Raw genomic sequence first — 24,500 nt, forward strand, 5'->3', positions numbered from 1 at the left:
CATTGCGGTACGTCAGGCAGGCCGCGTCAGCTGGACTCACGACTGCTATGCAGCCGAACGCAAGCTGCTACAGATCGCATTACCGCTTAACTGACTGGCATTAGCTAATCACGCCGGTTTTTTCTGAAACGTTTAGCGATGACTCTTACCAAAAGTGGAATAGAGCGGAACCTGTCAGGCGATGTAATGTAGCTACCCGATTGTCGGCTTCGGCCAGAACAACGCACCGACAGGAGAACGCAATGAGTTGGTCCGCCAAACAGTACGTCGCTTTTGAAGATGAACGCACCCGTCCCGCCCGTGACCTGCTGGCGGCCATCCCCCCTGGGGACGTGCGCTCGGCCATCGATATCGGTTGTGGGCCCGGCAACTCCACCGAGTTGCTGGTGGAGCGCTTTGCCAACGCAACGGTGCGTGGGCTGGACAGTTCGACCGACATGATCGATGCCGCACGTAAACGCCTGCCTCAGGTGCAGTTCGATGTTGCCGACATCGACACCTGGAATGACAACGGCCCGTTCGACGTGATTTTTGCTAACGCGGTGTTGCAATGGGTGCCTGATCACGCGACGTTGTTGCCTTCATTGGTTAGCAAACTCTCGGCGGGTGGCAGCCTGGCCGTCCAGATGCCTGACAACCTGAATGAACACTCGCACCGTTTGATGCGTGAAGTCGCCGCTGATGGCCCATGGGTCAGCAAACTGGCGGGCGCCGCTGGGCAACGGACGGAAATGGCCGATGCCAGTGGCTACTATTCGATATTGAAAGCCTGTTGCACCCGCGTCGATGTGTGGCGCACCACCTACCATCATCCGCTCGCGGGCGGTGCGTCTGGCGTGGTGGAGTGGTTCAAGGGCAGTGGCTTGCGGCCGTTTCTCGATCCGCTGGACGAGGCGGAACGGGCGCAGTATCTGAAGCAATATCAGGCTGCTATCGAGCGGGCGTATCCGGCCTTGGCCGATGGGTCGGTGCTGCTGCCGTTTCCGCGACTGTTTATCGTTGCGACCCGCTGATGCAAAACAGGGACAGTTGATGAGCGTCATCTGCCCCTTTTTACGGTTTGGAAAAATCACTGTGGCTTGTTCTTTTTTGAGCGCCGGGCACTCAAGTACTCAAAGGCAAACGAGGCAAAGCCGAACAACCCGATCATTGAAATGATCATGATTCCCAACTCTGAATTGTGCATGTTGATCTCGGGACGAAGGGTGAGCCGGGAGAATAAGGGAACTGTTGCCGGGCTTAACGCAGCTCTACGGCTTCTTTACTCGCTTGCGGTGATCTATACGCAAAAGATATGAGCGTGGCTCAGCGCTGAACGCCGACCAACATCATCATCGGCCGCTCCCGCTCTTCGGCAAGCGCCGGTTGCGCCGCCACCTCGGCATCGCTCGGCCCCCATTCATTGACATGGCGGATGCAGAAGCCCGCTGCAATCAGCATGTTGAGCAACGTGCCAATGGTGCGATGCTGCTTGATCACACCGTCGGCCAGCCAGTGGGTCACACGCTCACCTTCACGCTGATAACCGTCCACCGGCCAACTCTTGCGGCCTTCGGCATCAATGATCCAGCCAGGGTTACGCGGTGCCATGAAGATCGGATGTTCGATGGAAAACACGAAATGCGCGCCGGGTTTTAGCGCCGCATGGACATTGGCGAACAACCCCGGCAAGTCCTTGATGTAATGCAGCGCCAAGGAGCTGTAGGCGAGATCGAAACCGCCGCCCGGCAGATCGAGGGCTTCCAGGTCGGCGCGCTCATAACGGATGTTTGATGCGGCGGTGGTTTTGCACGCCTGCTCCAGCATCTTTTTCGAAACGTCGAGCCCGAGTACGCTCTTTCGAAAAATGATGACGCGAGTTCGCTGATAGCCGTGCAGTGAAGAGGGGGGGGTGAAGGTGAGGGAAATGCTAGCGGGGCGGGCGATGAGGGGAAACGGGTTGTACGTTGTGGATTTGTAAGCGCAGTCATTGTGGGAGCGAGCTTGGTCCGGGCGGCGTTCCGACGATGACGGTTTCACATTCAACTTCCATGTTGTCTGCCAGTCCGCTATCGCGAGCAAGCTCGCTCCCACAGATTACGTCAGGACGGTTCTGCATCCATGCGTCGAGCGATGACATCCAGTACATCGCAACCATCGCGCAAGGGGATGCAGCACAATAATGCGAAGTCGCTGAGGATCACGGAGTCAGTGCTGATTTCACCTCGCATCGCGAGATTTTCGAGAACCTGCGTCACGGCACCGATTCGGTAACGGGCACTGCTGAGCAGTGAATGCAACGGTTGTGTGGTGTTGACGTAAAAGGAGGGTAGATCGTCGGCTTGCTAGTTAAAGCCATAAATTCGTTCATGAGTGATTGCCTTGATAGTGAGGTTATCTACCACTCATTGTCGCCAAACAAGGGGTGGCAGCTGTACGCGGGTTGGCGAACCGGGGCAAGGCTAAACCGGCAGACCCTAGAGTCTCCCACGCACAGCCACCAAAAAAAACAGGCAGCCAAGTGCGTTCAGAAACGCTCCGAGATAGCTCGGAGGTTTCTGGGCCTTTACCATCGAGTCGCCAAACCCGATACGCCATTTGGGCGTGCTCGGACTATAGGTCTCATGACAAAGGCACAGCAATGCGCAAGTGTACGGACAATTCCCAGACTAATGTAGGACGTTGCTGTTTCTGAAAAATGGCCCGAGCAGGCGCCCGGAGAGAAGCACGATTTCACCAAATCCCACCCCCCCAAAAAAACCGGTCACTGGGGGCTAATGCCAGTCAGTTAAGCGGTAATGCGATCTGTAGCAGCTGCCGAGCCCGCGAGGCTGCGTTCGGCTGCATGGCAGTCGTGAGTCCAGCTGATGCGGCCTGCCTGACATACCGCAATGACTGATTTTACGACTGCTTCGCAGCCGTACGCAGCCTCGCGGGCTCGGCAGCTGCTACAAAGGGGGGCGCGGCTGAAATTGCTTAACTGACTGGCATTAGCCACTCGGACCGGTCTCCTTTTTAGCTGCAGTTGCACGCTATCCAGTTCTACCGAAGATCACTCTTTACCAGCTCCCATCACTTGATCCTCAAACGCGGAGCGCACTGCATCCACAACACGTTGCGCCATGCCTTCATCTTCAAGCTGCGGGTATCCTTTCTTCAGCTTTCCGGACACCACCCAGCCGTTCTCCTTGATCGAACGGATGATGCGGTTGGCATCCTGATCCGGCATTTCGAGCACTTCTTTGAGTTGTTCCTGCGCACGCTGAAAGATAACCAAGACTCGGGCTTCATCCGCCATCTCCGTACGAATCGTGTGCTCGACGACGCGGGCTGTGTACAGGACATGTTCGGTGAGATCGGGGTATCGCCACGCAAAGCTTGCGTCTACGTATTCATCGAAGATGAAATTGCTGGGAGTTCCGTCCTCATAGGTCACGAGTTCACTAAATCGATAAGCTGCCGCGTAACGGCGCATAAACGGTCGTGAAAACACCTCGAGCGTACGGTCGTAGCCTGCCCTGAAATCGATCGAACTGGTGATAGTGGCTGACACGGGCAGGATCACTCCGTCGGGCACTGCCTTGTCCCTGATCAAGGTGTCGTTGATCAGGAAGCGATGAATCCGGCCGTTGCCGTCACGCATGGGATGGATGTACACGAAGCCGAATGCAAGCACTGCGGCGCGTGCCACTGACTCGGCACCCCGCGTTGCGATCTCGAACTCGTTGAGGCCTTCCAGTAGAGGGGCAAGTTCTTCAAAGTGCGGGGCAATGTAATGCACGATGTCCTCGCGCATTGTGGCCTGACCTACAAATACCGGGGAGCGCCGCAAGCCGAGCCCAATGGCATCTCGACCCAGAATACCGGCTTGCAGGGAACGTAGGCTGTCATTGCTTAATGGGGCTTCGATATGGCCGCAGTGCTGGGCAATGACATGCGCAAAACGCTGGATGCGATCAGCCTGGTCGGCCTCTTTTTCGATGAGAAAGCTGGCTCGTGACTCCTTGAACGTCAACCAACTGGCCGTACGCATCAAGATATCGGCACCAAAGGTTCGATCCAACTCTTTCAACTCCGCGCCGAGATCGAATTGCAGAGCCTCTTTGACTGCCGTCGTACGACGAACTAAAGGGCAAAAACCGGGTGTACCGGGCAGGTTGTTTTTGACTCGCCAACGTCGAACTCGTGGTGGTTCACTACGGGTGAGGTAGTCCTGCGCAGAAAGTGCATCGACATAGCCACCGTTGGTTACGTCTGGCACATCCAGACTTTGCCCTGTCAGCCATTCATAGAGAAACCCCGTGCGGCGAGCATATTGGCCAAAAGGCTCTCGCCGGCACCAGGCTTCGATAGGGTCGGGTCCGGTCTTTGCAAACAAGCGAGCAAAGAATTCGAGATGGATCTCTTCGTATTTGAGGCCGAATTCGAAATGCCCTGAGAAATCGTCGGCAGGCCGGTAGCTCGGGGGATACTGATTCTGCGTATGCCCGCTGCTTTCGCGACTGACACGTGTCGTGCCAATCGTCGATTCGACGCGCAATGGCTGTGCCAGAACGATGTCGTACTGGTTTGCGAGTGCCTTTAAACCGACCTGCATTAACGAAATCCTTTACTGAGGCGATAAAAACGCTAACAAATAACTGATCCTACGCGAAAACGTTAATTTCGCGTGGGGGGTGAAAGGGTTAACGGTCACCGAAATTCGCTAACAAATCACCATCATGCGAAAAAAACGCTAACGGGACTTTTATAGTAGCCGCTTCTGCACAGGAGCGCTTTGCGTATGGGGGGCGCCAGGTAAGCCTTCTAAACGAAAAAAGTTGCGCAAGGTTCGGATGAGGAGGAGTCCCTATACCAGCGAGTCCCCCCCAAATCCCACCCACAAAAAAACCGGCCACTTGGACCGGTTTTTTCTGTCTCTACATCCCCCGTCAAAACCACCCTGACGTGAGATCAAAATTCGATTGGAGCGGGTGAAGGGAATCGAACCCTCGTTATCAGCTTGGGAAGCTGGAGTAATGCCATTATACGACACCCGCTCAGAGCGCTGACTTTGTACCAGATACGGCCGCGGATTTGAAGTTTTTCTTTACGTGGAGCGGGCTTAACGCAGATGTGACAAAAAAGCCCGGACCGTTTGACGGTCGATCGCGGGCAAGCCTCGCGCCTGCAGAATGCGTTTAACGCAGCAGGGCGGTGCTTGCTCGCGATGACGCTACTTCAGCCTGCCAATGCATGGTGTTCCTGGACGTTGTGGTAACGCGGTCGGCTTTCGTGTTGCGCTGGTTTCAGGAAGCCCATCAGTGCGTTGCGGCTGTCTCGGCAGGCGGCTTTGTGCTCCATGTCGAGAAAGTGGCCGGTAGCCTGAATGGTGCTGAACGTGCTGTGTTGCACATGGCCGGCGAACAACCGGGCGTCGTCGGCGGCGGTGTATTCGTCCCATTCGCCGTTGAGGAACAGCACCGGCACGTCGATTTTCTTCGCCGCGTGCAGGTAGCACTGGCGGTCGCTGTGCAGCACGTCATTGATGTGGAAGTGCATCTGCCCGTACTCATGTTCGGCCAGGGAGCTGACGTGGCGATAGTTGAAGCGCTTGAACAGCGACGGCAGGTGTTTGCCGATGGTGTCGTTCACCAGGTGTCCGACCCGGTCGCGGTCCAGGTTGCCGAGGTGTTCGACGCCGCGCTCGAGGTAGTCGAGCATGTGCGCGTTGATCACCGGGGAGAACGAGCTGATCACGGCTTTTTCGATGCGCCGTGGCCGTTGCGACAACGCCATCATGGTCGCCGCACCGCCCCAGGAGAACGACAGCACGTGTTCGGCGGCGAAGTGGTCGATCAGCTCAAGAAGGATCTGCCCTTCGATTTCCTTGGTGAGCATTTTTTCATGCAGGTTGTGGGCTTTTGACCGGCCCGCGTAGGGCTGGTCGTAGCAGACGACGTTGAACTGCGGATGGAGGTTTTTCACGGTTTGTGCAAACGACGCAGTCGTGGCCATCGAGCCGTTGACCAAGATAATGGTCTTCTCTGCGGCGTCTGCGCGATAGAACTCCGTGTAAACCCGATACTGACCCTGTATATCCAGCACAGCGATTTCTGGCCTCATGTCATAAGACTCCTGGCAAGCGGGTATGCGCGCAAATAGAGATTGCACGAGCTTTGTGACAGGTAGGCATACGCCTGGAATTTGAGAGGCCCATGTCGATCCATTGCAGTCCGGTCGACGGGTATTGTTATTGGCGGGCAGTCTGCCGGATGAGGCCGGAACCCAAGGGTTCCTACCGGCAAAAAGTTTCTTAGAAGTATGTGGTGACTCGTCGGTCACATTTCGGCCGACGTCCTGATTCAAGCAGGGGTCACGTCATCGCGCAAGTGCCGTTGGTAAATTGTTCGACAACTTTCTGCTCGGCGGTCGCCTGCTTAGATCGATCCGATCTCTTCAGCGCTCAGTGGCCGGTATTCGCCCGGTTTCAACGCGTCGTCGAGCACCAGCGGCCCCATGCGTTCGCGGTGCAGGCGCATCACCTTGTTGTTGAAGTGGCCGAACATGCGCTTGACCTGGTGATAACGGCCCTCAACGATGCTCAGGCGTGCGCATTTTGGCCCGAGCAGCTCTAGCCCGGCCGGTTGCGTGGTGAGGTCTTCGAAGGCGAAGTACAGCCCTTGGCTGAACGTGATCGCGTATTCGGGGCCGATGTCCTGCTCGGTCTCGACGTAATAGACCTTGGGCAGTTTGGTCTGCGGTTGGGTCAGGCGCCGCGACCAGCTGCCGTCGTTGGTGATCAGCATCAGGCCGGTGGTGTTGAAGTCCAGGCGTCCGGCGATGTGCAGTTCGTCCTTGTCCGGTTCCTGGATCAGATCGAGCACGGTCGGGTGCTGCGGATCCCGGGTGGCGCTGACGCATCCGGCGGGCTTGTGCAACATGAAGTGGCGCAGGGGTTTGCCGAGTTGCAGTACTTCGTTGTCGACTTCGACTCGGCTGAATTCGCGGACTTCGCTGTGCGGGTCGCTGACGACTTTTGCGTCAACCCTGACGCGTTTTTCCACCAGCAACAGGCGCACCTGCTTACGGTTGAAGCACGGCAGGTTGCTGAGGAAACGGTCGACACGCATGACTTAAGGATCGGTAGGGAAAGGGGCGCGCATCTTACTTGATCGACCCGGACGCTGCTTGCAACTGCGCCTCGACCTCGGCACAGCGCGGGCACAGACACGAGGCGTCGCGCAGTTCCGCCGGCAGCGCCTGGAGCACGGCCGGGTCGATGCTGACGCCGTAGCACCAGCAGGCGCGGTCAGCGGTTCGCGGGTCGGCCAGGGTGCAGTCGTTGGGGGCGCCGCAGGCGGGGCAGAGGTCAGGCTGGTTCATAGCTGGAGTGAGGTTTTTCCACGCAGGTGCGGTTACGGCCGGTTTGCTTGGCACGATACATCGCATGATCCGCCCGTGACAGCAGGCTGTGCAAGGTGTCATCGGGCTGCAGGGTGGTGAGGCCGATGCTCACTGTCAGTTGCAAGGCTTTGTCGTTGTAGGCATAGAGCTGTTGTTCCACGTGCTGACGAATTTTCTCGGCAATCATCAGACCGGTCTTACCGTCGGTGTCCTTGAGCAGCACGATGAACTCTTCACCGCCCCAGCGGCAGACGATGTCGGAGTGCCGCAGGCAACTTTCCAGATCCCGGGCGAAACCGGTCAGTACCTGGTCGCCGGCCAGGTGGCCGTAGGTGTCGTTCAACGCCTTGAAATGGTCGAGGTCCAGCAGCAAGGCGGTCAGGGGCCTGGGCTCGCGCCGGGCTTCGTGCATGGCTTGCGCGGCCAGCAGGTCGAAGCCACGACGGTTGGGCAGTTCGGTCAGGCTGTCGAGGATGGCCTGGGCCTGGATCTTGTCCTGATAGCGTTTGATCACCCGGTTGAGCAAGGCCAGCACGATCAAGGTCACCAGCAGGCAGATCAACAGGTTGAGGTACAGCGACTGGCGGATTTCACCAAGGGCGCTGTCTTCGCGTTTGTCGACGAACAGGTACCAGTTCAGCTCCGGGATAAACCGCACGTTGAGGAAATGCCCCTGGCCCTGCACGGAGTATTCGTAACTGCCGCTGTGGGGTTTGGGCAGCCGGCTGACCAGGTCTTTCATGCTGTCGAGTTCGCTGAGTTTCTGCCCGATGTGCGCACCCTGCGGCCCCCCTTCGGCGCCGGTGAGCACCAGGCGCCCGAAGTTGTCGACGAAATACACACTGCGTTGATAACGTTGCTGGTACTTGTCGATCAACTTGATCACGGCGTCGACGGTCAGGCCAACCCCGGCCGCGCCGATGAATCGGCTGTTGTAGTCGTAGACCTTGTAGTTGATGAAGAAGGTCAGGTTGTCCTTGTTGGCGAGGTCCGGGTCGACGTTGATCTCGTACGGATCCTTCATGTCCCGCACGCGAAAGTACCAGGCATCGCGGGGCTCGGTGGTCTTGACCTGCTTGAACACACCCTTGGCATGGTAGTAGGTCAGGCTGGTGTTGGAGACGAAGAACGCGGTGTAGGCGCCGTAGTGGGTCATGACCTCGTTGAGGTAACGGGTCATCTGGTCAGAGTCTTTCTCACCGTTGACCACCCAGTCGCGCATGAAGGTGTCGCGGGCCATCATCGAGGAAATCAGGATCGGCCTGACAAGGTCTTTCTGGATTTCCGAGTAGACCGTGTCCGACGTCAGCGGCAGTTCGGTGTTGACGATGTTGTCGCGGATCGAGGCCCGGGAGGCGTAGTAACTGAGGAAGGAGGTGGCGAGGAAACCTGCGCCCAGCAACGCGACCAGCGTGAGTACCAACGAACGTTGAGAGTACAGCGGCGAGCGAAGCGGCATGGCAGTTCCGTTGGCAGTGGTCCGATGGCAGGCATTCTAATGGCACTGCAGGGGAAAAACTGCGGCATTTGCAGAATGAATCGGCAAGCATCAAGGGCTGTGGTGCCTGAGCCGACGCCTTCGCGGGCAAGCCCGCTCCCACAGGTACAGCGCGGTCCTTGTGGGAGCGGGCTTGCCCGCGAATCGAGAGATCAACGCAGATTTTTCAGGTAGGCCCGCCACCCGCCCAAATGGCTGATGTTCACCGCGCCCTCCAGCCCATAGGCCTCGCAGATAAACCCGCTCTCCCAGCGACCATCCGCCAGTTGTACCTTGCCCAACCCCAATGGCGCCGGAATCCCGGTCAGGAACGACCCCAACTCGCTGCTCGGCAACTCCCAGACCTCCACCGCAATCGCCACGCCGCCATCCTTCACGCGGACCATGCCCGGACGAAACGGCGGGCCGCCGGCCAGGGCATGGAGTTGATAATCCGGCGAGCTGAATGTCGTTTCCATCAAACGGGCACCGCGCTGCTTGAGCTGCCAGTTCAACGCCAACCCGTCCAGGTGCGCACCGCAGACCACCAGCCGCGCCCGATCATGGCGGGCAATCGTCGCCGGTGCAGGCGCGGCCAGGCCCTGCTGGCGCTGCAGGGCATCCGCCACGCTCAACAGATACTGATCGGTGAAGGCGCGGCCAAACAGCGTCACGCCCCAGGGCATGCCGTTGTCCATGAATGCGCTGGGCACGGCGACGGCGGCGAAGTCGAGCAGGTTCATGAAGTTGGTGTAGTAGCCCAGTTGCGAATTGCGCAGCACCGGTTCGACCTCGAGTTCCGCCAGCGTCACCGGACGGCCGATGGTCGGTGTGACGACGCAATCCAGGCCTTCCAGCGCTGTGTCACACAGGGCTTTGAGCGCTTGCAGCCGGTATTGGGCGCGGAAAGTTTGTACGCCATCGACAGCGGGTGCCTTGGCCAAAACGGCGCGAATCACCGGCAACACGGCCTCGGGTTTTTGCGCCATCAACTCCCCGGTCACGCTGTAGCGTTCGGCCACCCACGGGCCTTCATAGAGCAAGCGTGCGGCCTCCAGGAACGGCGACAGGTCCAGTTCCACCGCTTCGCCGCCCAGGGCCTTGAGGCGGTCGATGGCATCACCGAACAACAGCGGGCCTTCAGGGCAACCGAAGAATTGCAGGTCCTGTGCACGGGGTACGCCGAAACGGAAGGGGCGTGGTGTACCGAACGCCGAGCCGTCGTTCCACAGTGGATTGCTGCGGCTGTATTCGTCCCGTGGGTCGAGGCGTGCGGTGAGCGCCAGCAACTGACTGGCCTCCCGCGCCGTGGCGGTGAAAGTGGTGACACAATCCAGCGTACGACAGGCCGGAACCACGCCGGCCGTCGAGATCAGGCCCTTGGTGGCTTTCAGGCCGACCAGGTTGTTCAACGCCGCCGGCACCCGCCCGGAGCCGGCGGTGTCGGTGCCCAGCGCAAAACTCGCGACCCCGAGCGCCACCGCCAGCGACGATCCGGCGCTGGAACCGCCCGAGGGATACTCCGGCAATATGCTGTTGGGGCACACGCCGTACGGTGAGCGGCTGCCGTTGAGCCCCGTGGCGAACTGGTCGAGGTTGGTCTTGCCCAACGGGATCGCACCAAGGGCCAGCAATTGTTCGACGATGGTCGCCGAACGCTCCGGCACGTAGGCGAATGCCGGGCACGCCGCGGTGGTCGGAATGCCCGCCAGGTCGATGTTGTCCTTGATCGCAAACGGCACGCCGTACAGCGGCAGGCTGTCGAAGTCGCGACCGTCGAGGGCAGCGAGGTAGGGCTCCAGTTCATCGACACTGAGCAAGTGGATGAACAGGTGATAGTCCGGGTTCAGCGCGGCGGCTTTGTCCCGCAGTTGCAGCAGCAATTGCCGTGGCGTGGTGCGGCCGTCGCGATAAGCGTCGCGCAGGGCGTCGAGTTGCAGATTGATGTTCATGGCATGAGTCCTTTTCAGAATGGGTTCAGTCGAGTTCCAGCACCACGACACGCTGCCCGGCGCGCACCGCCGAACCCGGTTGCACGCGAATCTCGCGCACCACGCCGGCCATTGGCGCGAGCAAGGGAATTTCCATCTTCATCGACTCCAGGATCACCAGCACATCGCCGGCCTCGACGCGGTTGCCGGCTTCGACCTGGACCTGCCAGAGGTTGCCGGCGATGTGGCTGTCGATGCTCTGTTGGCCGTTTGCCAGCGGTGCATCTTCGGTGGCCTCCGGAGCCGGTTCTTCACTGTCGAAATGCGCCTGGCCACTGGCGATCCAGCGTTCGCGCTCGGCATTGAATGCGCCTTTTTGCTGATCGCGAAACGCGTCGATGGTCTCGGCTTCCCGGGCCAGGAACGCCTGGTAATCCGCCAGGTTCAACTGACTGTGCTCGATGTTCAGGTCGAAGCGCCCGAGGGGGAAATCCCGGCGGATGCGCAGCAGTTCATCGGCGCTGACCGGGTAGAAACGGATCTGGTCGAAAAACCGCAGCAACCAGGGTTTGCCATCGAACGCGGTAACTTCGCGGTAGCGGTTCCACATCTGCAACGTGCGCCCGACAAACTGATAGCCGCCGGGGCCTTCCATACCGTAGACGCACATGTAGGCGCCACCGATGCCCACAGAGTTTTCCGCGGTCCAGGTGCGCGCCGGGTTGTACTTGGTGGTTACCAGGCGATGGCGCGGGTCGAGCGGGGTGGCGACCGGTGCGCCGAGGTAGACGTCGCCCAGGCCCATCACCAGGTAACTGGCGTCGAACACCGTGCGCTGCACTTCGTCGAGGTTCGGCAGGTCGTTGATGCGGCGGATGAACTCCAGGTTGCTCGGGCACCACGGCGCGTCCTTGCGCACCGTGGTCATATATTTCTCGATGGCCAACTGGCACGCAGGGTCGTCCCAGGATAGTGGTAGATGCACGATGCGCGAGGGCACTTGCAGGTCCTTGGCGGCGCACACGGCGTCCCATTCGCCAGCGACGATGCCGAGCAGGTCGGACAGCGGCAGTTGCTCGGGCTGATAGTGGATTTGCAGCGAACGGATGCCCGGCGTCAGGTCGATCACGCCGTGCAGGACTTTGCTTTCCAGCGCCTGCATCAGAGCGTGGGCGCGGAAGCGCAGGACCAGGTCCAGTTCCGGGGCGCCGATTTCGAGCAGTAGGTGAGTATCGCCCGACAGCCTCGCGACCAGTTGCGTGTCTCCCTGACCCAACTCCAAAACAACAGGCGACTTAATACCCTGTGGGAGCTGGCTTGCCAGCGATGAAGTTGATGCGGTGTCGGGTCGGGCCTCATCGCTGGCAAGCCAGCTCCCACAGGTATCCCATTTGCGGGCCAGTGATCGGGCAGTCTGCAAATCTACCGGCACAAACTGCACCTTGTCCCCGGCCTTGAGCTGCCCAAGTTGCCAAAGATCCGCCTCGATCACCGTCACCGGGCACACGAACCCGCCAAGGCTCGGGCCATCCGGGCCGAGGATGACCGGCATGTCACCGGTAAAATCCACCGCGCCGATCGCATAAGGATTGTCGTGGATGTTCGACGGATGCAAACCGGCTTCACCGCCGTCGGCGCGCACCCACTCAGGCTTCGGTCCGATCAAGCGAATGCCGGTACGGCTGGAGTTGAAATGCACTTCCCACTGCGTGGCGAAGAAGGTGCCGATGTAGTTTTCCGTGAAGTATTCCGGGGCACCGTGAGGGCCGTAGATCACGCGAATCTGCCGAATCGCCGGCAGGTCGGTGACCTGCTCGTCAGCCAGTTGCTGACCGGCACTGCGGTCATTGAGGGCTGGCAGGTGCAACACATCACCGGCGCGCAACGCGCGACCGCCGTGACCACCAAACTGACCCAGGGTGAAGGTGCTTTTGCTGCCCAGATAATCCGGTACCTGCAGGCCGCCACGCAGGCACAGATAGCTGCGGGCGCCTGCGCCTGCGATGGTGCCAAGGCTCAACGCCGCGCCCGCTGGAATCAGCAGTGCCGTGTTCATCGGTACGCGTTCACCGTTGAGCAACAATGGAATCACCGCGCCAGTCACCGCCACCACCGCCTCGCAATTGAAGCGCAACAACGGCCCGCTCATGGTGACTTCCAGCGCCGCCGCGCCTTCGTCATTGCCCAGCAAACGGTTACCCAGACGCAGCGCCCGGTTGTCCATCGGCCCCGATGGCGGCACGCCAACCGCCCAGTAACCGAGACGGCCGGGATAGTCCTGAACGCTGGTTTGCGTACCGGCGCTGAGCACTTCAAAGGTGTTGGCTTGATACACCAGGCCTTCCAGGCAACGGGTCCACGGCTGGCCACTGGCGAAAGGTGCATCGAGCAGAATCTGCCGCAGGTAATCGCGGTTGGTTTCCACGCCGTAGAGCAGGCTGGCCCCCAGCGCCTGATGCAGGTCAGCGGTGGCCTCTTCGCGAGTCGGGGCCCAACTGATGACCTTGGCGATCATCGGGTCGAAGTAGGGCGCAATCTCGCAGCCAGCTTCGACCCAGGTGTCGATACGCAGTTCAATGCCATTGGCCACCGGGAAATCCACGGCAGTAAGCAAGCCTGGACTCGGTTGAAAGTCGCGGCCCGGATCTTCGGCATACAACCGCGCCTGGATCGCATGGCCCACCGGTTTCAAACCTTGCATCAGTTCGCTCAGGGGCGGCAGATCACCGGCCGCCAGTTGCACCATCCAGCGCACCAGGTCGACACCCCACACCTGTTCGGTGACACCGTGTTCCACCTGCAAACGGGTGTTCACTTCCAGGAAGTAAAAGCGCCGGGCCTCGCTGTCGAACACAAACTCCACGGTGCCGGCGCTGCGGTAATTCACTGCCTTGGCCAATTTGATCGCCGCTGTGCACAGCTCTTCGACCATGCCGTCGGGCAGGTTCGGCGCCGGGGTTTCTTCGAGGACTTTCTGGTTGCGTCGTTGCACCGAGCAATCACGCACGCCGAGGGCGATCACGTCACCGTGACCGTCGCCGAACACCTGCACTTCCAGGTGCCGGGCGCGCTGGATGTACTTCTCGATGAACACTCCGGCGTCGCTGAAATTGTTCTGGCCCAGGCGCTTGACCGCTTCGAAGGATTCGCTCAACTCGGCCGCGCTGCGGCATACGCGCATGCCGATGCCGCCACCGCCAGCGGTGCTCTTGAGCATCACCGGGTAGCCGACCTGTTCACCAGCCAGCAGCGCGGCATCGAGGCTGTCGAGCAGTTCGGTGCCTTCGAGCATCGGCACGCCGTGTTGTTTGGCCAGGGCGCGTGCGGTGTGCTTGAGGCCGAACACCCGCAGTTGTTCGGGTGTCGGTCCGATAAAGGCAATGTTGACGGCCTCGCAGGCTTCGGCGAACGCGGCGTTTTCCGAGAGAAAGCCGTAGCCGGGATGGATCGCGGTGGCGCCGGTGGACTTGGCGATGGCGAGGATCTTGTTGACCGCCAGGTAAGTTCCGGCCGCTGCACCCTCACCGAGGCTGTGGGCCTCATCGGCTTGCAGGATGTGCAGGCTGGCGGCATCGGCTTCGGAGTACACGGCAACGCCCGGCACTTGCAGCTCCCGCAAGGTCCGCAGGATGCGGCAGGCAATGGCGCCACGGTTGGCAATCAGGACTTTTTCGAACATGGCATAACCCCCGGAGGCGATAGCGCATCAGCCTCGACTGGGATGCGGGCCGTCCCGCAGTTTTTCGAAAGGCACCGGGGTCGTCCCCGGTGGCAGAATCAGATTTCTTCAATTCACCGCCGAACCCCTGTGGGAGCGAGCTCGCTCGCGATGACGTCAGCACTTTCAACATTGATGGTGACTGACACACCGCTATCGCGAGCAAGCTCGCTCCCACAGGGTTACTCAGTGTTTTTACTTTTTCAGGCACTGCCCCGAACGGGCCTGGCACAAGGCAAACAACCAACGGCGCAGTCTCGGGAGTTTCAGTTCCATACCAGCAGCTCCGCAGGAGTGGGGTTGTAGGCGTTGCACGGGTTGTTCAGTTGCGGGCAGTTGGAGATCAGCACGATCACGTCCATCTCGGCCCGCAGGTCGACGTACTTGCCCGGCGCGGAAATTCCGTCTTCGAACGTCAGCCCGCCGTCGGCAGTGACCGGTACGTTCATGAAGAAGTTGATGTTCGGCCCGATGTCGCCCTTGCCCAGCCGGCCATCGTGAGCACAGGCGCGCAGGTAGTTGTCGCGGCAGCTGTGCATGTAGCGTTTTTCCAGGGCGTAGCGCACGGTGTTGCTCTCTTGTGCGCAGGCGCCGCCCAGGGTGTCGTGACGCCCGCAAGTGTCGGCGACGATGGTCAGCATCGGCTTGCCGAGGTTGGAATAGAGCACGCTGCCGGTGCTCAGGTACACGCTGTTTTGCCGACGCAGGGTGCGCTGCACGTCGTAGCGCTCCCTGGGATTGGCGACGCTGTAGAACAAGGTGTCGACAGCCTGGTTGCCTTCCAGGTCGAGGATGCGCAGGGTCTGTCCGGCCTTGACCTCCATCAGCCAGGGTTCGCCGGCGGGGATGGTGGTGCGGTAGACGGCCGTTTCAGGCGACTGTGGAACGGTGGCGATTGCGAGTGACATGGCAGCGATCCTCAGGCAAACAAACGGTCGGTGTTGATGAAGCCGCGCTCGTTTTCCGGGCGCGAGGTACGGCAGTGTTCGGCGATGCTGGCGTCGGCGTTCATCCAGCTGAGCTTCAGCGGTTTCGGTGCATATTCCGGCGACGGATCCATCGGGTGCTGCAGGGCGGTGAGCACCACCAGGGTGTCCATCGGCGCGTACAACTCGATGTAGTCGCCAGCCTTGGAATTGCCCTCGGCGAAATGGAAGCGCCCGGCGTCATCGACGTTCACGCGACTGAACAGGTTGAGGGTCATCAGCAGGTCGGACAGGCCCAGCCCCCACTTGCCCAGCTCCACCAACAGGTTGTCGGTGCCGTTGCGGAAGAATCCGTTGCGCCGTTCCTGATAGCGGCCCGCACCGTATTTTTCGGCGACCTCTTCCGCGCAGAGCACGCCGCCGAGGCTGTCGCTCCAGCCGCAGGTGTCAGCTGTGATGGCGGCCAGCACGCGGCCCATGTCCGAGTACAGGCAGTGGCCGGCGGTGAGCTTGGCGGTGTGTTGGCATTTGAGGCTGTCGGGCAGGTTCAGGCGCTCGGTTTTTTCGTTGGCGTTGAGCAGCGTCAGACTGACGTTGGCGCCACCGCGAATGTCGGTCAGGCGCAACAGTTGGCCACGTTTCAAGACGAAGGAACGATGGCCGCCGCCGGGGAGCATTTCTTCGGCGAAGGGCGGGAACATTTGGGTCGAATCAGTCATGGGCAAAACCCTCTCAAGCGGTTCGAAGTGAGCCCGCCAGTTGCACTGGCAGGGCGTCGACGGCGGCACGGTGGGTGCGGCGGTCGCTGTTCAAAGGGATGTCGTAGGTGATGCGTGCGCCATAGCGGCCGGGCGCATGCGGGTCGAGACGGACCTTGTCGAACACCAGCAGGCGTGTGCCGAGGCTGAAGCCTTCGGACAGGTCATGGGTAACCATGAACACTGTCAGCCGGGTCTCGCGCCACAGCTCCAGGAGCAAGGCGTGCATGTCTTTGCGGATCCCCGGGTCGAGGGCGCCGAACGGTTCGTCGAGCAGCAATACCCGCGGCTTCATGATCAGCGCCTGGGCGATGGCCAGCCGTTGTTGCATGCCGCCGGAGAGTTGCGCCGGGTACTTGTCCAGCGAGTGGCCGAGACCGACTTTGTGCAGCAGCACCGAAGCCTGTTCGCGGGCCTCTTTTTTCGCTGTGCCGAACAGGCGTCCAAGCAAACGCGAGCGTGGCAGTTCAAGGCCGAGGGCGACGTTGTCCAGCACGCTCAAATGCGGGAACACCGAGTAGCGCTGGAACACCACGCCACGGCTGGCATCCGGCTCACCGGCCAGCGGTTGGCCGTCGAGCAGGATTTCGCCGCGACTGGCTTGTTCCTGGCCGAGCAGCAGGCGCAGGAAGGTCGATTTGCCGCAACCGGAGGCACCCACCAGGGTGCAGAACTCACCTTCGTTGACGTTCAGGTTGAGACCTTCGAGCACCACTTGATCAGCGTATTGCTGCCAGACGTTTTTAACGGTGATGAAGCTCATTTGGCGGCCCCCTCATACCAGGGGAACGCACGCCGGGTCAGGCGTTTGAGCCCCCAATCCATCAGCCAGGCGAGCAAAGTGATCCACACCACGTAGGGCAAGATCACGTCCATCGCCAGGTAGCGGCGCACCAGGAAAATCCGGTAGCCGAGGCCATCGGTGGAGGCGATGGCTTCGGCGGCAATCAGGAACAGCCACGCCGAGCCGAGCATCAGTCGCAGCGAGATCAACAGCCGTGGCAACAGTTGCGGCAACACCACCCGCAGCATCAGGGTCCAGGTGGAGGCGCCAAGGGTCTGGGCCTTGATCAGCAGCTCCACGGGAATTTCCCGGGCACGCTGTTCCAGGTCCCGGGCCAGCGCCGGGGTGATGCCGATGACGATCAGCATCACTTTCGACAACTCACCCAAGCCGAAGACGATGAACAGGATCGGCAGGATCGCCAGTGGTGGCACCATCGACAGCACGGTCAGCAAGGGTGACAACGGCGCACCGAACAATGGCAGGGTACCGGCGGCGATGCCCAGACACAGCCCGGCCAGGGCGCTGATGCCCAGGCCAATGGCCAGACGCTGCAGGCTGGACGCCGTGTCCTGCCAGAGCAGGAATTCGCCGGTGCGGCTGTCGGCGACGAACGCCAGGCGTTTCACCGCATCGGTCATCTGCACGGCGCTGGGCAGCAGCTTGTCGTTGGGGTTTTCCGCCAGTCGCTCGGCCGAGCCCATGAAGTAGGCGAACAGCACCAGGGCGAACGGCAGGATCACCAGCAGCAGGCGACTAGGGCGGTCCGGGTGACGGTTGATCAGGCGCATGGCCGGTTCTCCTGATTACAGCTTGGCGTCGGCGGCCATCTGCACGTAGCTCGGGTCGAAGCGCAGCTTGAGGTTGCCCTTGTCGCCGCTGGTCACGCCGTTGGCGAAGGCCATGCCGACCGCGCTGGTGTCCTTGGCGCCTTCACCCAGCAAGCCATGCTGGAAGGAGAACTCGGCGACCTTGCGCATGGTTTCCGGCAGTTGCTTGCTGGTACTGAACGCCAGGGCTTCTTTCGGGGTGGCGAACAATTTGGTGGTGTCCAGTTGCGCCTGGAAACCCGCCAGGTCAGTGCCCGAGGCTTTGGCCATGTGCTCCAGGGCGGCTTTGCCGGCGGCGTTTTTCGCGCTCATCAACTCGACCACTTCAAACCAGGCGCCGGTCAGTGCCTTGCCGAGGGCCGGGTTGTCTTTGAGGGTCTGGGAGTTGACCACCATCATGTCCATGATTTCACCGGGGATCTGGCTGGAGTTGAAGACTTCGGTCACCGCAGGCTTGGCCTTGATGTCCGAGAGCATCGGGTTCCAGGTGGTGACGGCGTTGACCTGATCGGTGTTGAAGGCGGCCGAGATATCGGCGTCGGAGGTGTTGACCACTTTCAGGTCTTTCTCGGTGAGGTCCACCGAATCCAGGGCCCGGGCCAGCAGGTAGTGAGAGACCGAGAGTTCGACCAGATTGACGTCCATGCCCTTGAGGTCGGCGACTTTCCTGCCTTCGCCCTTGAGTACGATGCCGTCGTTGCCGTTGGAGAAATCGCTGACGATCAACGCAGTGCTGTCGACGCCACCGGCGGCCGGAATGGTCAGCGCGTCCATGTTGGTCATAGTGCAACCGTCGAACTGGCCGGCGGTGTACTGGTTGATGGATTCGACGTAGTCATTGAGTTGCACCACATCGATCTTGATGCCGTACTTCTTTGCCCATTTGTCGACGATGCCCTGGCTGCCGGCATATTCCCAGGGCATCCAGCCGGCGTAGATCGTCCAGCACACGCTGAAGTGGTCTTTCTGGGCGGCCTGGGACGAGAAGCTCACGAGGGCGGCGAACGCAGCGGCGAGCAGGGAGGGTAAACGAAGCTGGGACATGGTGGTTCTCCAGTTGATCAAGGACGGACAGGAAGGCAGCGGCACCGCTAACGGTGGCTTGTCTCCCGGGCTTTTGTCCCGCCGTGTAACCTCAACTGGAGGTCGCCAACTCTCGGACCAGTCACTCGCGATTGCGAGCCGGAACCCTAGTCAGCCATTGCAAATTGTGGTGCCGCGAACCTGTAGTGACTCCTGCACGGTCTTACTAAAGCGAGAGGCGTGCCAAGTTGGCCCGAGCGCTCTAGCGTGGGGGGCAGGCAGGTCGACGGTGTTAATGGGAAAGACACACTGCCTTGTGATGGTGCGCTGGTGCACCGCATTGGAACCTGTCCGCCGCTGATCAGGAGGTGGGTGCACCGTCGCACTTGGCAGGGGATTGCCAGTCAAAACAGGTGTAAGTCGGTGTGTGCCGACTGCTGTCACAGGTCTTTACGGAGGCCGCCATGTTACGTCGATTGTTGTTGGGTGCAGTGCTCGGTCTCGGATTGTCTGGCTGCTACTACTACGGTCCTGCCGACGTCTACGGGGGACCTTATTACTACCCCGGCTACTACTCGCCCTATTACTACGGTTACTACGGGCCGCGTTACTACGGTGGCTATCGCGCCTATTACTACGGTGGGCATGGTTACTACCGTGGCCACGGCTATCACGGCGGTGGCCATCGCGGTGGTCACCATTAATCAGGGCGTGAATGGATGAAAAACCTTTCATCGGCCAGATGTTTCTACTTGTTTCAATGACGCACCAGATTCCGAATTCGGTGTCTGATATTTCGACAGTCATTGAACATTTGACTGTCGCCTGCCAGCATCGCTGGTGTGGCTTGCCCGCGGTCCAGGAGGCCGCCATGCTCTGTCAAAAAAAGCTGCGCCGAATTCTTCTGCTTGCTGTGTTGGGATTATCCCTTGGTGGGTGCGTGCCTTATTACGATGAAGGAGGCAGCTACTACAGTTCCGAAGTCTATACCTCGCCGGCGCCGACCCATTACGCCGGGGGGAGTTCCTACTACTACAATGGTGGCGGTTACTACACACCGCCGCCCCGGTACTACGTGCCGCCAGCGCGGTATTACCAGCCGACACCGCGCTATTACTCACAGCCGCGAATCTATCAACCGTCGCGCTATTACTCGCAGCCGCGAATCTATCAACCGTCGCGCTATTACTCGCAGCCGCGGATGTATCAACCCTCGCGCCATTACCAGTCGGCCCCTCGTTACTATCAGCCGTCGCGGGGCGACTACCGCATGCATCAGAACCATGGCTGGGACGGCCGTAACCGCGGGACCTGGAACAACGACTATCGCGGTAACGGTCGCGGCTATCGCAGCGGGCGGGGTGGCCACCGATAGCTCTGTATAAAACTCAACTCTGAATGTGGTGTGCAGTTTTCAGTATTCGGACAAATCCGCCAGCGGATGCCGACCCTCCCACGCTTTGTGAAAATGCGCCTCTACCACCGCGTCCGGCACGTTGTTGATGTCCGGCCAGTGCCAGTGCGGTTTCTGGTCCTTGTCGATCAACCGGGCACGTACGCCTTCGCTGAATTCCGGATGACGACAGCAGTTGAGGCTCAGGGTGTATTCCATCTGGAAGACTTCGGCCAGCGACAGGTGCCGGGCGCGGATGATCTGCTCCCACACCAGATGAGCGGTCAGCGGCGCGCCTTCGCTCAGGGTTCTGGCTGCGCGGCTCAGCAACAGGTCGGTGTGATCGCGCAAGGCGCTGATGGCCTTCCAGGCGCAACGCACGTCGCTGACATCCAGCAGTTCGTCGATCTGCTGGCGCCGCGGCAGCCACTGAGCTTCGGGCATCTGTGCCACGGCTTCCTGCTGCAAGGCCTTGAGCAGGCTGTTGAGCTGCATGGGTGTCTGTTCCTGCCAGTTCAATTGCAATAGGCCTTCGATCAATTCCGGCTGCTGCTCATCGAGCAGGAAGCGATCGGCCAGGTCCAGGTCGATGGCATCGCGGCCGTTCATGTGCGCACCGGTCAGGCCCAGGAACAATCCGAGCTTGCCGGGCAGGCGCGACAGAAACCAACTGGCGCCAACGTCCGGGTACAGGCCGATGCTGATCTCGGGCATGGCCAACCGGCTGCTCGGCGTGACAACGCGGATGCTTGCCCCTTGCAACAACCCCATGCCCCCGCCCAGTACATAGCCGTGGCCCCAGCAGACCAACGGCTTCGGGTAGGTATGAAGTTTGAAGTCCAGGCGATATTCCGCCGCAAAAAACTGCGCGGCCAGTGGCGGTACTTCACCCGGATGGACGCGACAGGCCTCCACCAGGCTGCGCACTTCGCCGCCGGCGCAAAAGGCCTTGGCGCCGTTGCCGCGCAGCAGGACGCAGACGATCTGCGGATCCTTGGCCCAGGCTTCCAGGCGGTCGCGCAGGGCGTTGATCATCGGCAGGGACAGGGCGTTCAGGGATTTTTCGGCATCCAGGCTGGCGATGCCGATGCGCGCGCCGTCGGTGCCGGTGAGTTCTTCGAAGTGCAGATTCATCGTGACCTCGATCGGGAATTTGAGGATTAAGTATGATCGCTGTGTGGGAAAGTGCTGGATCTGCGTCAGATCAATTGACAAGCGTGATGCGCTTTCCTAGGGTTCGCCCCATTGTTTTTGCCGGATGTAAACATGACTGCTGACGACCGTATCAAACTCGAACCGGGCTGGAAGGAGGCACTGCGTGCCGAATTTGACCAGCCCTACATGGCAGAGTTGCGAAACTTCCTGCAACAGGAGCGGGCGGCCGGCAAGGAGATCTATCCGCCGGGGCCGATGATTTTCAACGCGCTCAATTCCACGCCGCTGGACAAGGTCAAGGTGGTGATCCTCGGTCAGGACCCTTATCACGGTCCGGGCCAGGCCCATGGCCTGTGCTTCTCGGTGCAACCGGGCGTACCGGCACCGCCGTCGCTGGTGAACATTTACAAAGAACTCAAGCGCGACCTGAACATTGACATCCCCAACCATGGCTACTTGCAGAGCTGGGCCGATCAGGGGGTGCTGATGCTCAACACCACCATGACAGTCGAGCGCGCCAACGCCAATGCGCACAAGGACAAGGGCTGGCAGTTTTTCACTGATCGAGTCATTGAAGTGGTCAGCCAACAGCAACCGCACCTGGTGTTCATGCTGTGGGGCGCCCATGCCCAGAGCAAGCAGAAGCTGATCGATGCCACCAAGCATCTGGTGTTGACCTCGGTGCACCCGTCACCGCTTTCGGCCTATCGCGGCTTCCTTGGTTGCGGGCACTTCAGCCGGACCAACAAGTTTCTGGAGCAGAATGGCGAGACGCCGATCGAGTGGCGGTTGCCGCCGGTTTGAGTACCTGGGTTCAACGGCTTTCAAGGCAGATTGCCCGAACTTTATGCATCAGGCGGTTAGTGGTTGATTTGCCGTTAATGCCGTGATGATGAGCTTTGCCATCGCTTCTGCCGTTGGATAGTCCGTTTTGGTGAGTTCAAGAAAGGCTGATACGCAGGAACTGAAAGGACTTTGCGGACTGCACATCAACGCGATTGTGTCTTCGTATAGTTGTTTGTCTTGCGGATTGATTTTAGCCAACTGTAGTGCGAACCAAAGCGTCCTGATTTCTACGGCTCTGCGTGATGTGAGGTCTTCATGATTGAGTTGAAAAAACTCGATAGTCGTGACTGCGCGTTCGTTTGCGGGGCCATCACTGTGTCGCGGAACCGCCAGTACTCCATTGAACGTAATGAGTTCTTGCGGGTCATCGGGATCGACCGATGAGATTGGGTAGAGCAGCAAGGCAGACTCTTTTTGCATGTTCGCCGGGTCACTATTCTGAATGTCGCGTTTGCCACGAATTGGAAAGTAACTCGACTTGAGCGTCGAATTGCAGCGGGTGCAGGCGATGGCATAGTTCAGATGATGATACGCGAGCTTGTAATAACCCACCTTGCTGCCTGCTCCTGTGGGCCAGGCAGGCTTGAAGTCTTTCCAGTGAACAACCTTGTGATTGGGCCACGGTTTGACTTCACTTTTGGGGCGATAGTGCTCGACTTCATGGACTTTGCTCGCCAATACGGCTCCCTGAAGCTTGGTTTCGCAATACGCGCATTTTTCATGCTGCAGCGAAATGTAGACGTGTTTGATTTCCCCCCAAAAGTCCGAGTCATCGGTATAGCCACCGGCAGCAATGTAGTGCTGGATTCGCGTTTGAGCACGGCCTATCCAGTTCGGTTGTACTCCGTTGATCAACGCAATTAGCTCAGCTTCCGAGATTGGATAGCGGATCATTCTTTCGACTCTGACGGCGTCACACGCGGGCGTCGGACACGAGTAGCGGTAGTTTTGGTTTTTTGAGGTTTTGCCATTTCTTCGAAGGTCATACCCTCGGCGAGGACTCTCAGATAGTCGACAGAAGCTTTGGCATCTCCGGAAACTGCACTGCGCGCCAAGCTGATCAGGGTGTCCGCAGTTGGAGTCGCTCGTGTGCTTTCAAGGCCGAAGTAGGGGGAAAGCAAAATCTGCTCGGCGCTCTTACCCCGTACATGTTCGGGTAGGCGCTTGACAACGGTTGAGCCATTTTCATCTGCCAGTACGAACAGGTTTTGCGAAGTCAATGAGCCTACAACCAATGGGCTGTGAGTCGTCAGGATGAACTGAACATTGGGAAGAGCTTTGGCTAGTGTAGGGACCACACTGCGTTGCCACTCGGGATGAAGATGCAGATCAATCTCGTCAACCATGATGACGCCACGCATCTCTCGTAGTTTCAAACCACTGGAGACACCTTGGCAAACATGGAACAACATATCGCCAATCCAGCCGATATAGGCCCTGAATCCGTCAGATAAGGCGCGAAACGGCAGTACTGTTCCGTTCATTTCGAATAGGTGCTCTCGATCCGTGGGCACACTTTGAATCTGGCAGACGGGGGGAAGCAGATCGTTGATCAGGTTGATGACTTGCGTGTATCGACCCTTGTTCTCTTCGGCGAAGGCTGGCAGCCAATAAGACAGTGGCATGAGCGTCAAGTGATCTTCGAAGAGGCCGGCGACACGTTCATAACGACGCAAGCGAGAGCGGGTTCGGGCGCTTTCGTCAACTCGGGCTGCCGCTTCTACGCGACGGGTGGCGCCGTAGCCGACAATGAAAAAGGCAGGGCTCTTTTCATCCAGTTGCATTGCTTCGATGGCTTCATCGTAGTCTTGCGGCGACATACTCCAACTCATCCTCTCAACCAGGCTGACGGTGCGGATTTCTGTGCTTACCGAAAACTCTTCGGGCATGGTCAATGCGCTTTTTTTAAGTGGTGGTCTTTCTTCCACTGTCGAGAGGATTTGCGCAGTCAGTCGTGCCTTGTTTTTGTTGAGGTTGATTTTGCCAGCGACTTTTCCCGGTGCGCGCCGGATAAGACCTTCAGGTACAAAGCCGGAACTGCCACTCAGGAGGGGCCCCAATACCGCAAGGGCAACGGCCCTTAGAACGCTGGTTTTGCCGAGGCCATTGTCCCCCAGCAACACATTAACGTTGGGGTATTGCAGATCTTTGGCCCCCGGCAGATTGAACTCAAGGGTGGCACTCTCGAAAGACCGCAATTTTTCTATCTGTAGATCTTTGATGTGCATCAGTTCACCTCTCCCGAAGCCAGAGATGGTAGCAAACTATGCTTCATTGGATACCGCCCGTCTCAC

General features: G+C 59.6%; 20 protein-coding genes, 1 tRNA gene, 1 pseudogene and 1 riboswitch. Of the genes and pseudogenes, 4 read left to right on the forward strand and 18 right to left on the reverse strand.

Annotated elements, in window-relative coordinates:
• Window positions 1-242: 242 nt before the first annotated feature.
• Window positions 243-1,013, forward strand: a complete 771-nt coding sequence (gene tam / locus PMI34_RS12120) for a trans-aconitate 2-methyltransferase (RefSeq protein ID WP_008050688.1) — start codon at window positions 243-245, stop codon at window positions 1,011-1,013.
• Between the two features lie 292 nt (window positions 1,014-1,305).
• Here the strand turns inward: tam and PMI34_RS0127320 are convergent, their stop codons facing one another.
• The 15 genes and pseudogenes from PMI34_RS0127320 to PMI34_RS12060 form a co-directional block, all read right to left on the reverse strand.
• Window positions 1,306-2,061: a class I SAM-dependent DNA methyltransferase gene (locus PMI34_RS0127320; RefSeq protein ID WP_008050690.1), complete on the reverse strand. Its 756-nt coding sequence runs from the start codon at window positions 2,059-2,061 to the stop codon at window positions 1,306-1,308.
• A gap of 20 nt (window positions 2,062-2,081) precedes the next feature.
• A pseudogene (locus tag PMI34_RS29340) lies at window positions 2,082-2,350 on the reverse strand (short-chain dehydrogenase).
• Window positions 2,351-3,031: 681 nt separating this feature from the next.
• The gene (locus tag PMI34_RS12115) at window positions 3,032-4,576 is read right to left on the reverse strand and encodes a Fic family protein (protein ID WP_008050692.1); all 1,545 of its coding nucleotides are present in this window, start codon (window positions 4,574-4,576) and stop codon (window positions 3,032-3,034) included.
• Between the two features lie 368 nt (window positions 4,577-4,944).
• Window positions 4,945-5,018 (reverse strand) — tRNA-Gly (locus tag PMI34_RS0127325).
• A gap of 181 nt (window positions 5,019-5,199) precedes the next feature.
• Window positions 5,200-6,084, reverse strand: a complete 885-nt coding sequence (locus PMI34_RS12110) for an alpha/beta fold hydrolase (RefSeq protein WP_008050694.1) — start codon at window positions 6,082-6,084, stop codon at window positions 5,200-5,202.
• Window positions 6,085-6,398: 314 nt separating this feature from the next.
• The gene (locus PMI34_RS12105) at window positions 6,399-7,091 is read right to left on the reverse strand and encodes a pseudouridine synthase (RefSeq protein ID WP_008050695.1); all 693 of its coding nucleotides are present in this window, start codon (window positions 7,089-7,091) and stop codon (window positions 6,399-6,401) included.
• A gap of 34 nt (window positions 7,092-7,125) precedes the next feature.
• Window positions 7,126-7,344, reverse strand: a complete 219-nt coding sequence (locus PMI34_RS12100; protein ID WP_008050697.1) for a cysteine-rich CWC family protein — start codon at window positions 7,342-7,344, stop codon at window positions 7,126-7,128.
• Window positions 7,331-8,824, reverse strand: a complete 1,494-nt coding sequence (locus PMI34_RS12095; RefSeq protein ID WP_008050698.1) for a sensor domain-containing diguanylate cyclase — start codon at window positions 8,822-8,824, stop codon at window positions 7,331-7,333. Before PMI34_RS12095 ends, PMI34_RS12100 begins: the two co-directional genes overlap by 14 nt.
• Before the next feature lie 191 nt (window positions 8,825-9,015).
• Window positions 9,016-10,794, reverse strand: a complete 1,779-nt coding sequence (gene atzF / locus PMI34_RS12090; RefSeq protein ID WP_008050700.1) for an allophanate hydrolase — start codon at window positions 10,792-10,794, stop codon at window positions 9,016-9,018.
• Between the two features lie 25 nt (window positions 10,795-10,819).
• Window positions 10,820-14,452, reverse strand: a complete 3,633-nt coding sequence (gene uca / locus PMI34_RS12085; protein WP_008050701.1) for an urea carboxylase — start codon at window positions 14,450-14,452, stop codon at window positions 10,820-10,822.
• Window positions 14,453-14,757: 305 nt separating this feature from the next.
• On the reverse strand, window positions 14,758-15,399 hold the full coding sequence (locus PMI34_RS12080) for an urea amidolyase associated protein UAAP2 (RefSeq protein WP_008050702.1): 642 nt from the start codon (window positions 15,397-15,399) through the stop codon (window positions 14,758-14,760).
• A gap of 11 nt (window positions 15,400-15,410) precedes the next feature.
• Window positions 15,411-16,136, reverse strand: coding sequence for an urea amidolyase associated protein UAAP1 (locus PMI34_RS12075; RefSeq protein ID WP_008050703.1), 726 nt, complete (start codon window positions 16,134-16,136; stop codon window positions 15,411-15,413).
• 13 nt (window positions 16,137-16,149) lie between these two features.
• Entirely contained in the window at window positions 16,150-16,938 is a 789-nt protein-coding gene (locus PMI34_RS12070; protein WP_008050704.1) for an ABC transporter ATP-binding protein, read from the reverse strand.
• Entirely contained in the window at window positions 16,935-17,750 is an 816-nt protein-coding gene (locus tag PMI34_RS12065) for an ABC transporter permease (RefSeq protein WP_008050705.1), read from the reverse strand. The genes PMI34_RS12070 and PMI34_RS12065 overlap by 4 nt, the downstream gene beginning before the upstream one ends.
• Before the next feature lie 15 nt (window positions 17,751-17,765).
• Entirely contained in the window at window positions 17,766-18,833 is a 1,068-nt protein-coding gene (locus PMI34_RS12060) for a putative urea ABC transporter substrate-binding protein (protein WP_008050713.1), read from the reverse strand.
• 60 nt (window positions 18,834-18,893) lie between these two features.
• A riboswitch (guanidine-I (ykkC/yxkD leader) is annotated at window positions 18,894-18,994 on the reverse strand.
• Window positions 18,995-19,276: 282 nt separating this feature from the next.
• On the opposite strand from PMI34_RS12060, the gene PMI34_RS12055 reads away from it, so the two are divergent.
• Window positions 19,277-19,516 (forward strand): hypothetical protein, encoded by a 240-nt coding sequence (locus PMI34_RS12055; RefSeq protein WP_008050714.1) that lies wholly within the window; start codon window positions 19,277-19,279, stop codon window positions 19,514-19,516.
• Window positions 19,517-19,683: 167 nt separating this feature from the next.
• Window positions 19,684-20,187: a hypothetical protein gene (locus tag PMI34_RS12050; protein WP_008050716.1), complete on the forward strand. Its 504-nt coding sequence runs from the start codon at window positions 19,684-19,686 to the stop codon at window positions 20,185-20,187.
• Window positions 20,188-20,226: 39 nt separating this feature from the next.
• Here PMI34_RS12050 and PMI34_RS12045 read toward each other — a convergent pair whose 3' ends face one another.
• A complete protein-coding gene (locus PMI34_RS12045) occupies window positions 20,227-21,339 on the reverse strand; it encodes an enoyl-CoA hydratase/isomerase family protein (RefSeq protein ID WP_008050718.1) in 1,113 nt (370 codons plus the stop codon).
• Window positions 21,340-21,471: 132 nt separating this feature from the next.
• Here PMI34_RS12045 and ung point away from each other — a divergent pair, with 132 nt between their 5' ends.
• Window positions 21,472-22,164 carry a uracil-DNA glycosylase gene (gene ung / locus PMI34_RS12040; RefSeq protein WP_008050720.1) on the forward strand — a complete coding sequence of 231 codons (693 nt, stop codon included), beginning with the start codon at window positions 21,472-21,474 and terminating at the stop codon, window positions 22,162-22,164.
• A gap of 48 nt (window positions 22,165-22,212) precedes the next feature.
• Here ung and PMI34_RS12035 read toward each other — a convergent pair whose 3' ends face one another.
• Both PMI34_RS12035 and PMI34_RS12030 read right to left on the reverse strand, forming a co-directional pair.
• The gene (locus PMI34_RS12035; protein WP_008050721.1) at window positions 22,213-23,100 is read right to left on the reverse strand and encodes a hypothetical protein; all 888 of its coding nucleotides are present in this window, start codon (window positions 23,098-23,100) and stop codon (window positions 22,213-22,215) included.
• A complete protein-coding gene (locus PMI34_RS12030) occupies window positions 23,097-24,434 on the reverse strand; it encodes an AAA family ATPase (RefSeq protein ID WP_008050722.1) in 1,338 nt (445 codons plus the stop codon). The genes PMI34_RS12035 and PMI34_RS12030 overlap by 4 nt, the downstream gene beginning before the upstream one ends.
• Between the last annotated feature and the right edge of the window lie 66 nt (window positions 24,435-24,500).

Source organism: Pseudomonas sp. GM74, from assembly GCF_000282455.1.
In the GTDB taxonomy this organism is placed as follows: Bacteria; Pseudomonadota; Gammaproteobacteria; order Pseudomonadales; family Pseudomonadaceae; genus Aquipseudomonas.

Coding starts and splice junctions, on each gene's coding strand:
- PMI34_RS12100 (WP_008050697.1), bottom strand. CDS start 7,344: ATGAACCAGCCTGACCTCTGCCCCGCCTGCGGCGCCCCCAACGACTGC.
- PMI34_RS12080 (WP_008050702.1), bottom strand. CDS start 15,399: ATGTCACTCGCAATCGCCACCGTTCCACAGTCGCCTGAAACGGCCGTC.
- PMI34_RS12095 (WP_008050698.1), bottom strand. CDS start 8,824: ATGCCGCTTCGCTCGCCGCTGTACTCTCAACGTTCGTTGGTACTCACG.
- PMI34_RS12110 (WP_008050694.1), bottom strand. CDS start 6,084: ATGAGGCCAGAAATCGCTGTGCTGGATATACAGGGTCAGTATCGGGTT.
- PMI34_RS12035 (WP_008050721.1), bottom strand. CDS start 23,100: ATGATCCGCTATCCAATCTCGGAAGCTGAGCTAATTGCGTTGATCAAC.
- tam (WP_008050688.1), top strand. CDS start 243: ATGAGTTGGTCCGCCAAACAGTACGTCGCTTTTGAAGATGAACGCACC.
- PMI34_RS12065 (WP_008050705.1), bottom strand. CDS start 17,750: ATGCGCCTGATCAACCGTCACCCGGACCGCCCTAGTCGCCTGCTGCTG.
- ung (WP_008050720.1), top strand. CDS start 21,472: ATGACTGCTGACGACCGTATCAAACTCGAACCGGGCTGGAAGGAGGCA.
- PMI34_RS12075 (WP_008050703.1), bottom strand. CDS start 16,136: ATGACTGATTCGACCCAAATGTTCCCGCCCTTCGCCGAAGAAATGCTC.
- PMI34_RS12060 (WP_008050713.1), bottom strand. CDS start 18,833: ATGTCCCAGCTTCGTTTACCCTCCCTGCTCGCCGCTGCGTTCGCCGCC.
- uca (WP_008050701.1), bottom strand. CDS start 14,452: ATGTTCGAAAAAGTCCTGATTGCCAACCGTGGCGCCATTGCCTGCCGC.
- PMI34_RS12105 (WP_008050695.1), bottom strand. CDS start 7,091: ATGCGTGTCGACCGTTTCCTCAGCAACCTGCCGTGCTTCAACCGTAAG.
- PMI34_RS12030 (WP_008050722.1), bottom strand. CDS start 24,434: ATGCACATCAAAGATCTACAGATAGAAAAATTGCGGTCTTTCGAGAGT.
- atzF (WP_008050700.1), bottom strand. CDS start 10,794: ATGAACATCAATCTGCAACTCGACGCCCTGCGCGACGCTTATCGCGAC.
- PMI34_RS12045 (WP_008050718.1), bottom strand. CDS start 21,339: ATGAATCTGCACTTCGAAGAACTCACCGGCACCGACGGCGCGCGCATC.
- PMI34_RS12115 (WP_008050692.1), bottom strand. CDS start 4,576: ATGCAGGTCGGTTTAAAGGCACTCGCAAACCAGTACGACATCGTTCTG.
- PMI34_RS12050 (WP_008050716.1), top strand. CDS start 19,684: ATGCTCTGTCAAAAAAAGCTGCGCCGAATTCTTCTGCTTGCTGTGTTG.
- PMI34_RS12055 (WP_008050714.1), top strand. CDS start 19,277: ATGTTACGTCGATTGTTGTTGGGTGCAGTGCTCGGTCTCGGATTGTCT.
- PMI34_RS12070 (WP_008050704.1), bottom strand. CDS start 16,938: ATGAGCTTCATCACCGTTAAAAACGTCTGGCAGCAATACGCTGATCAA.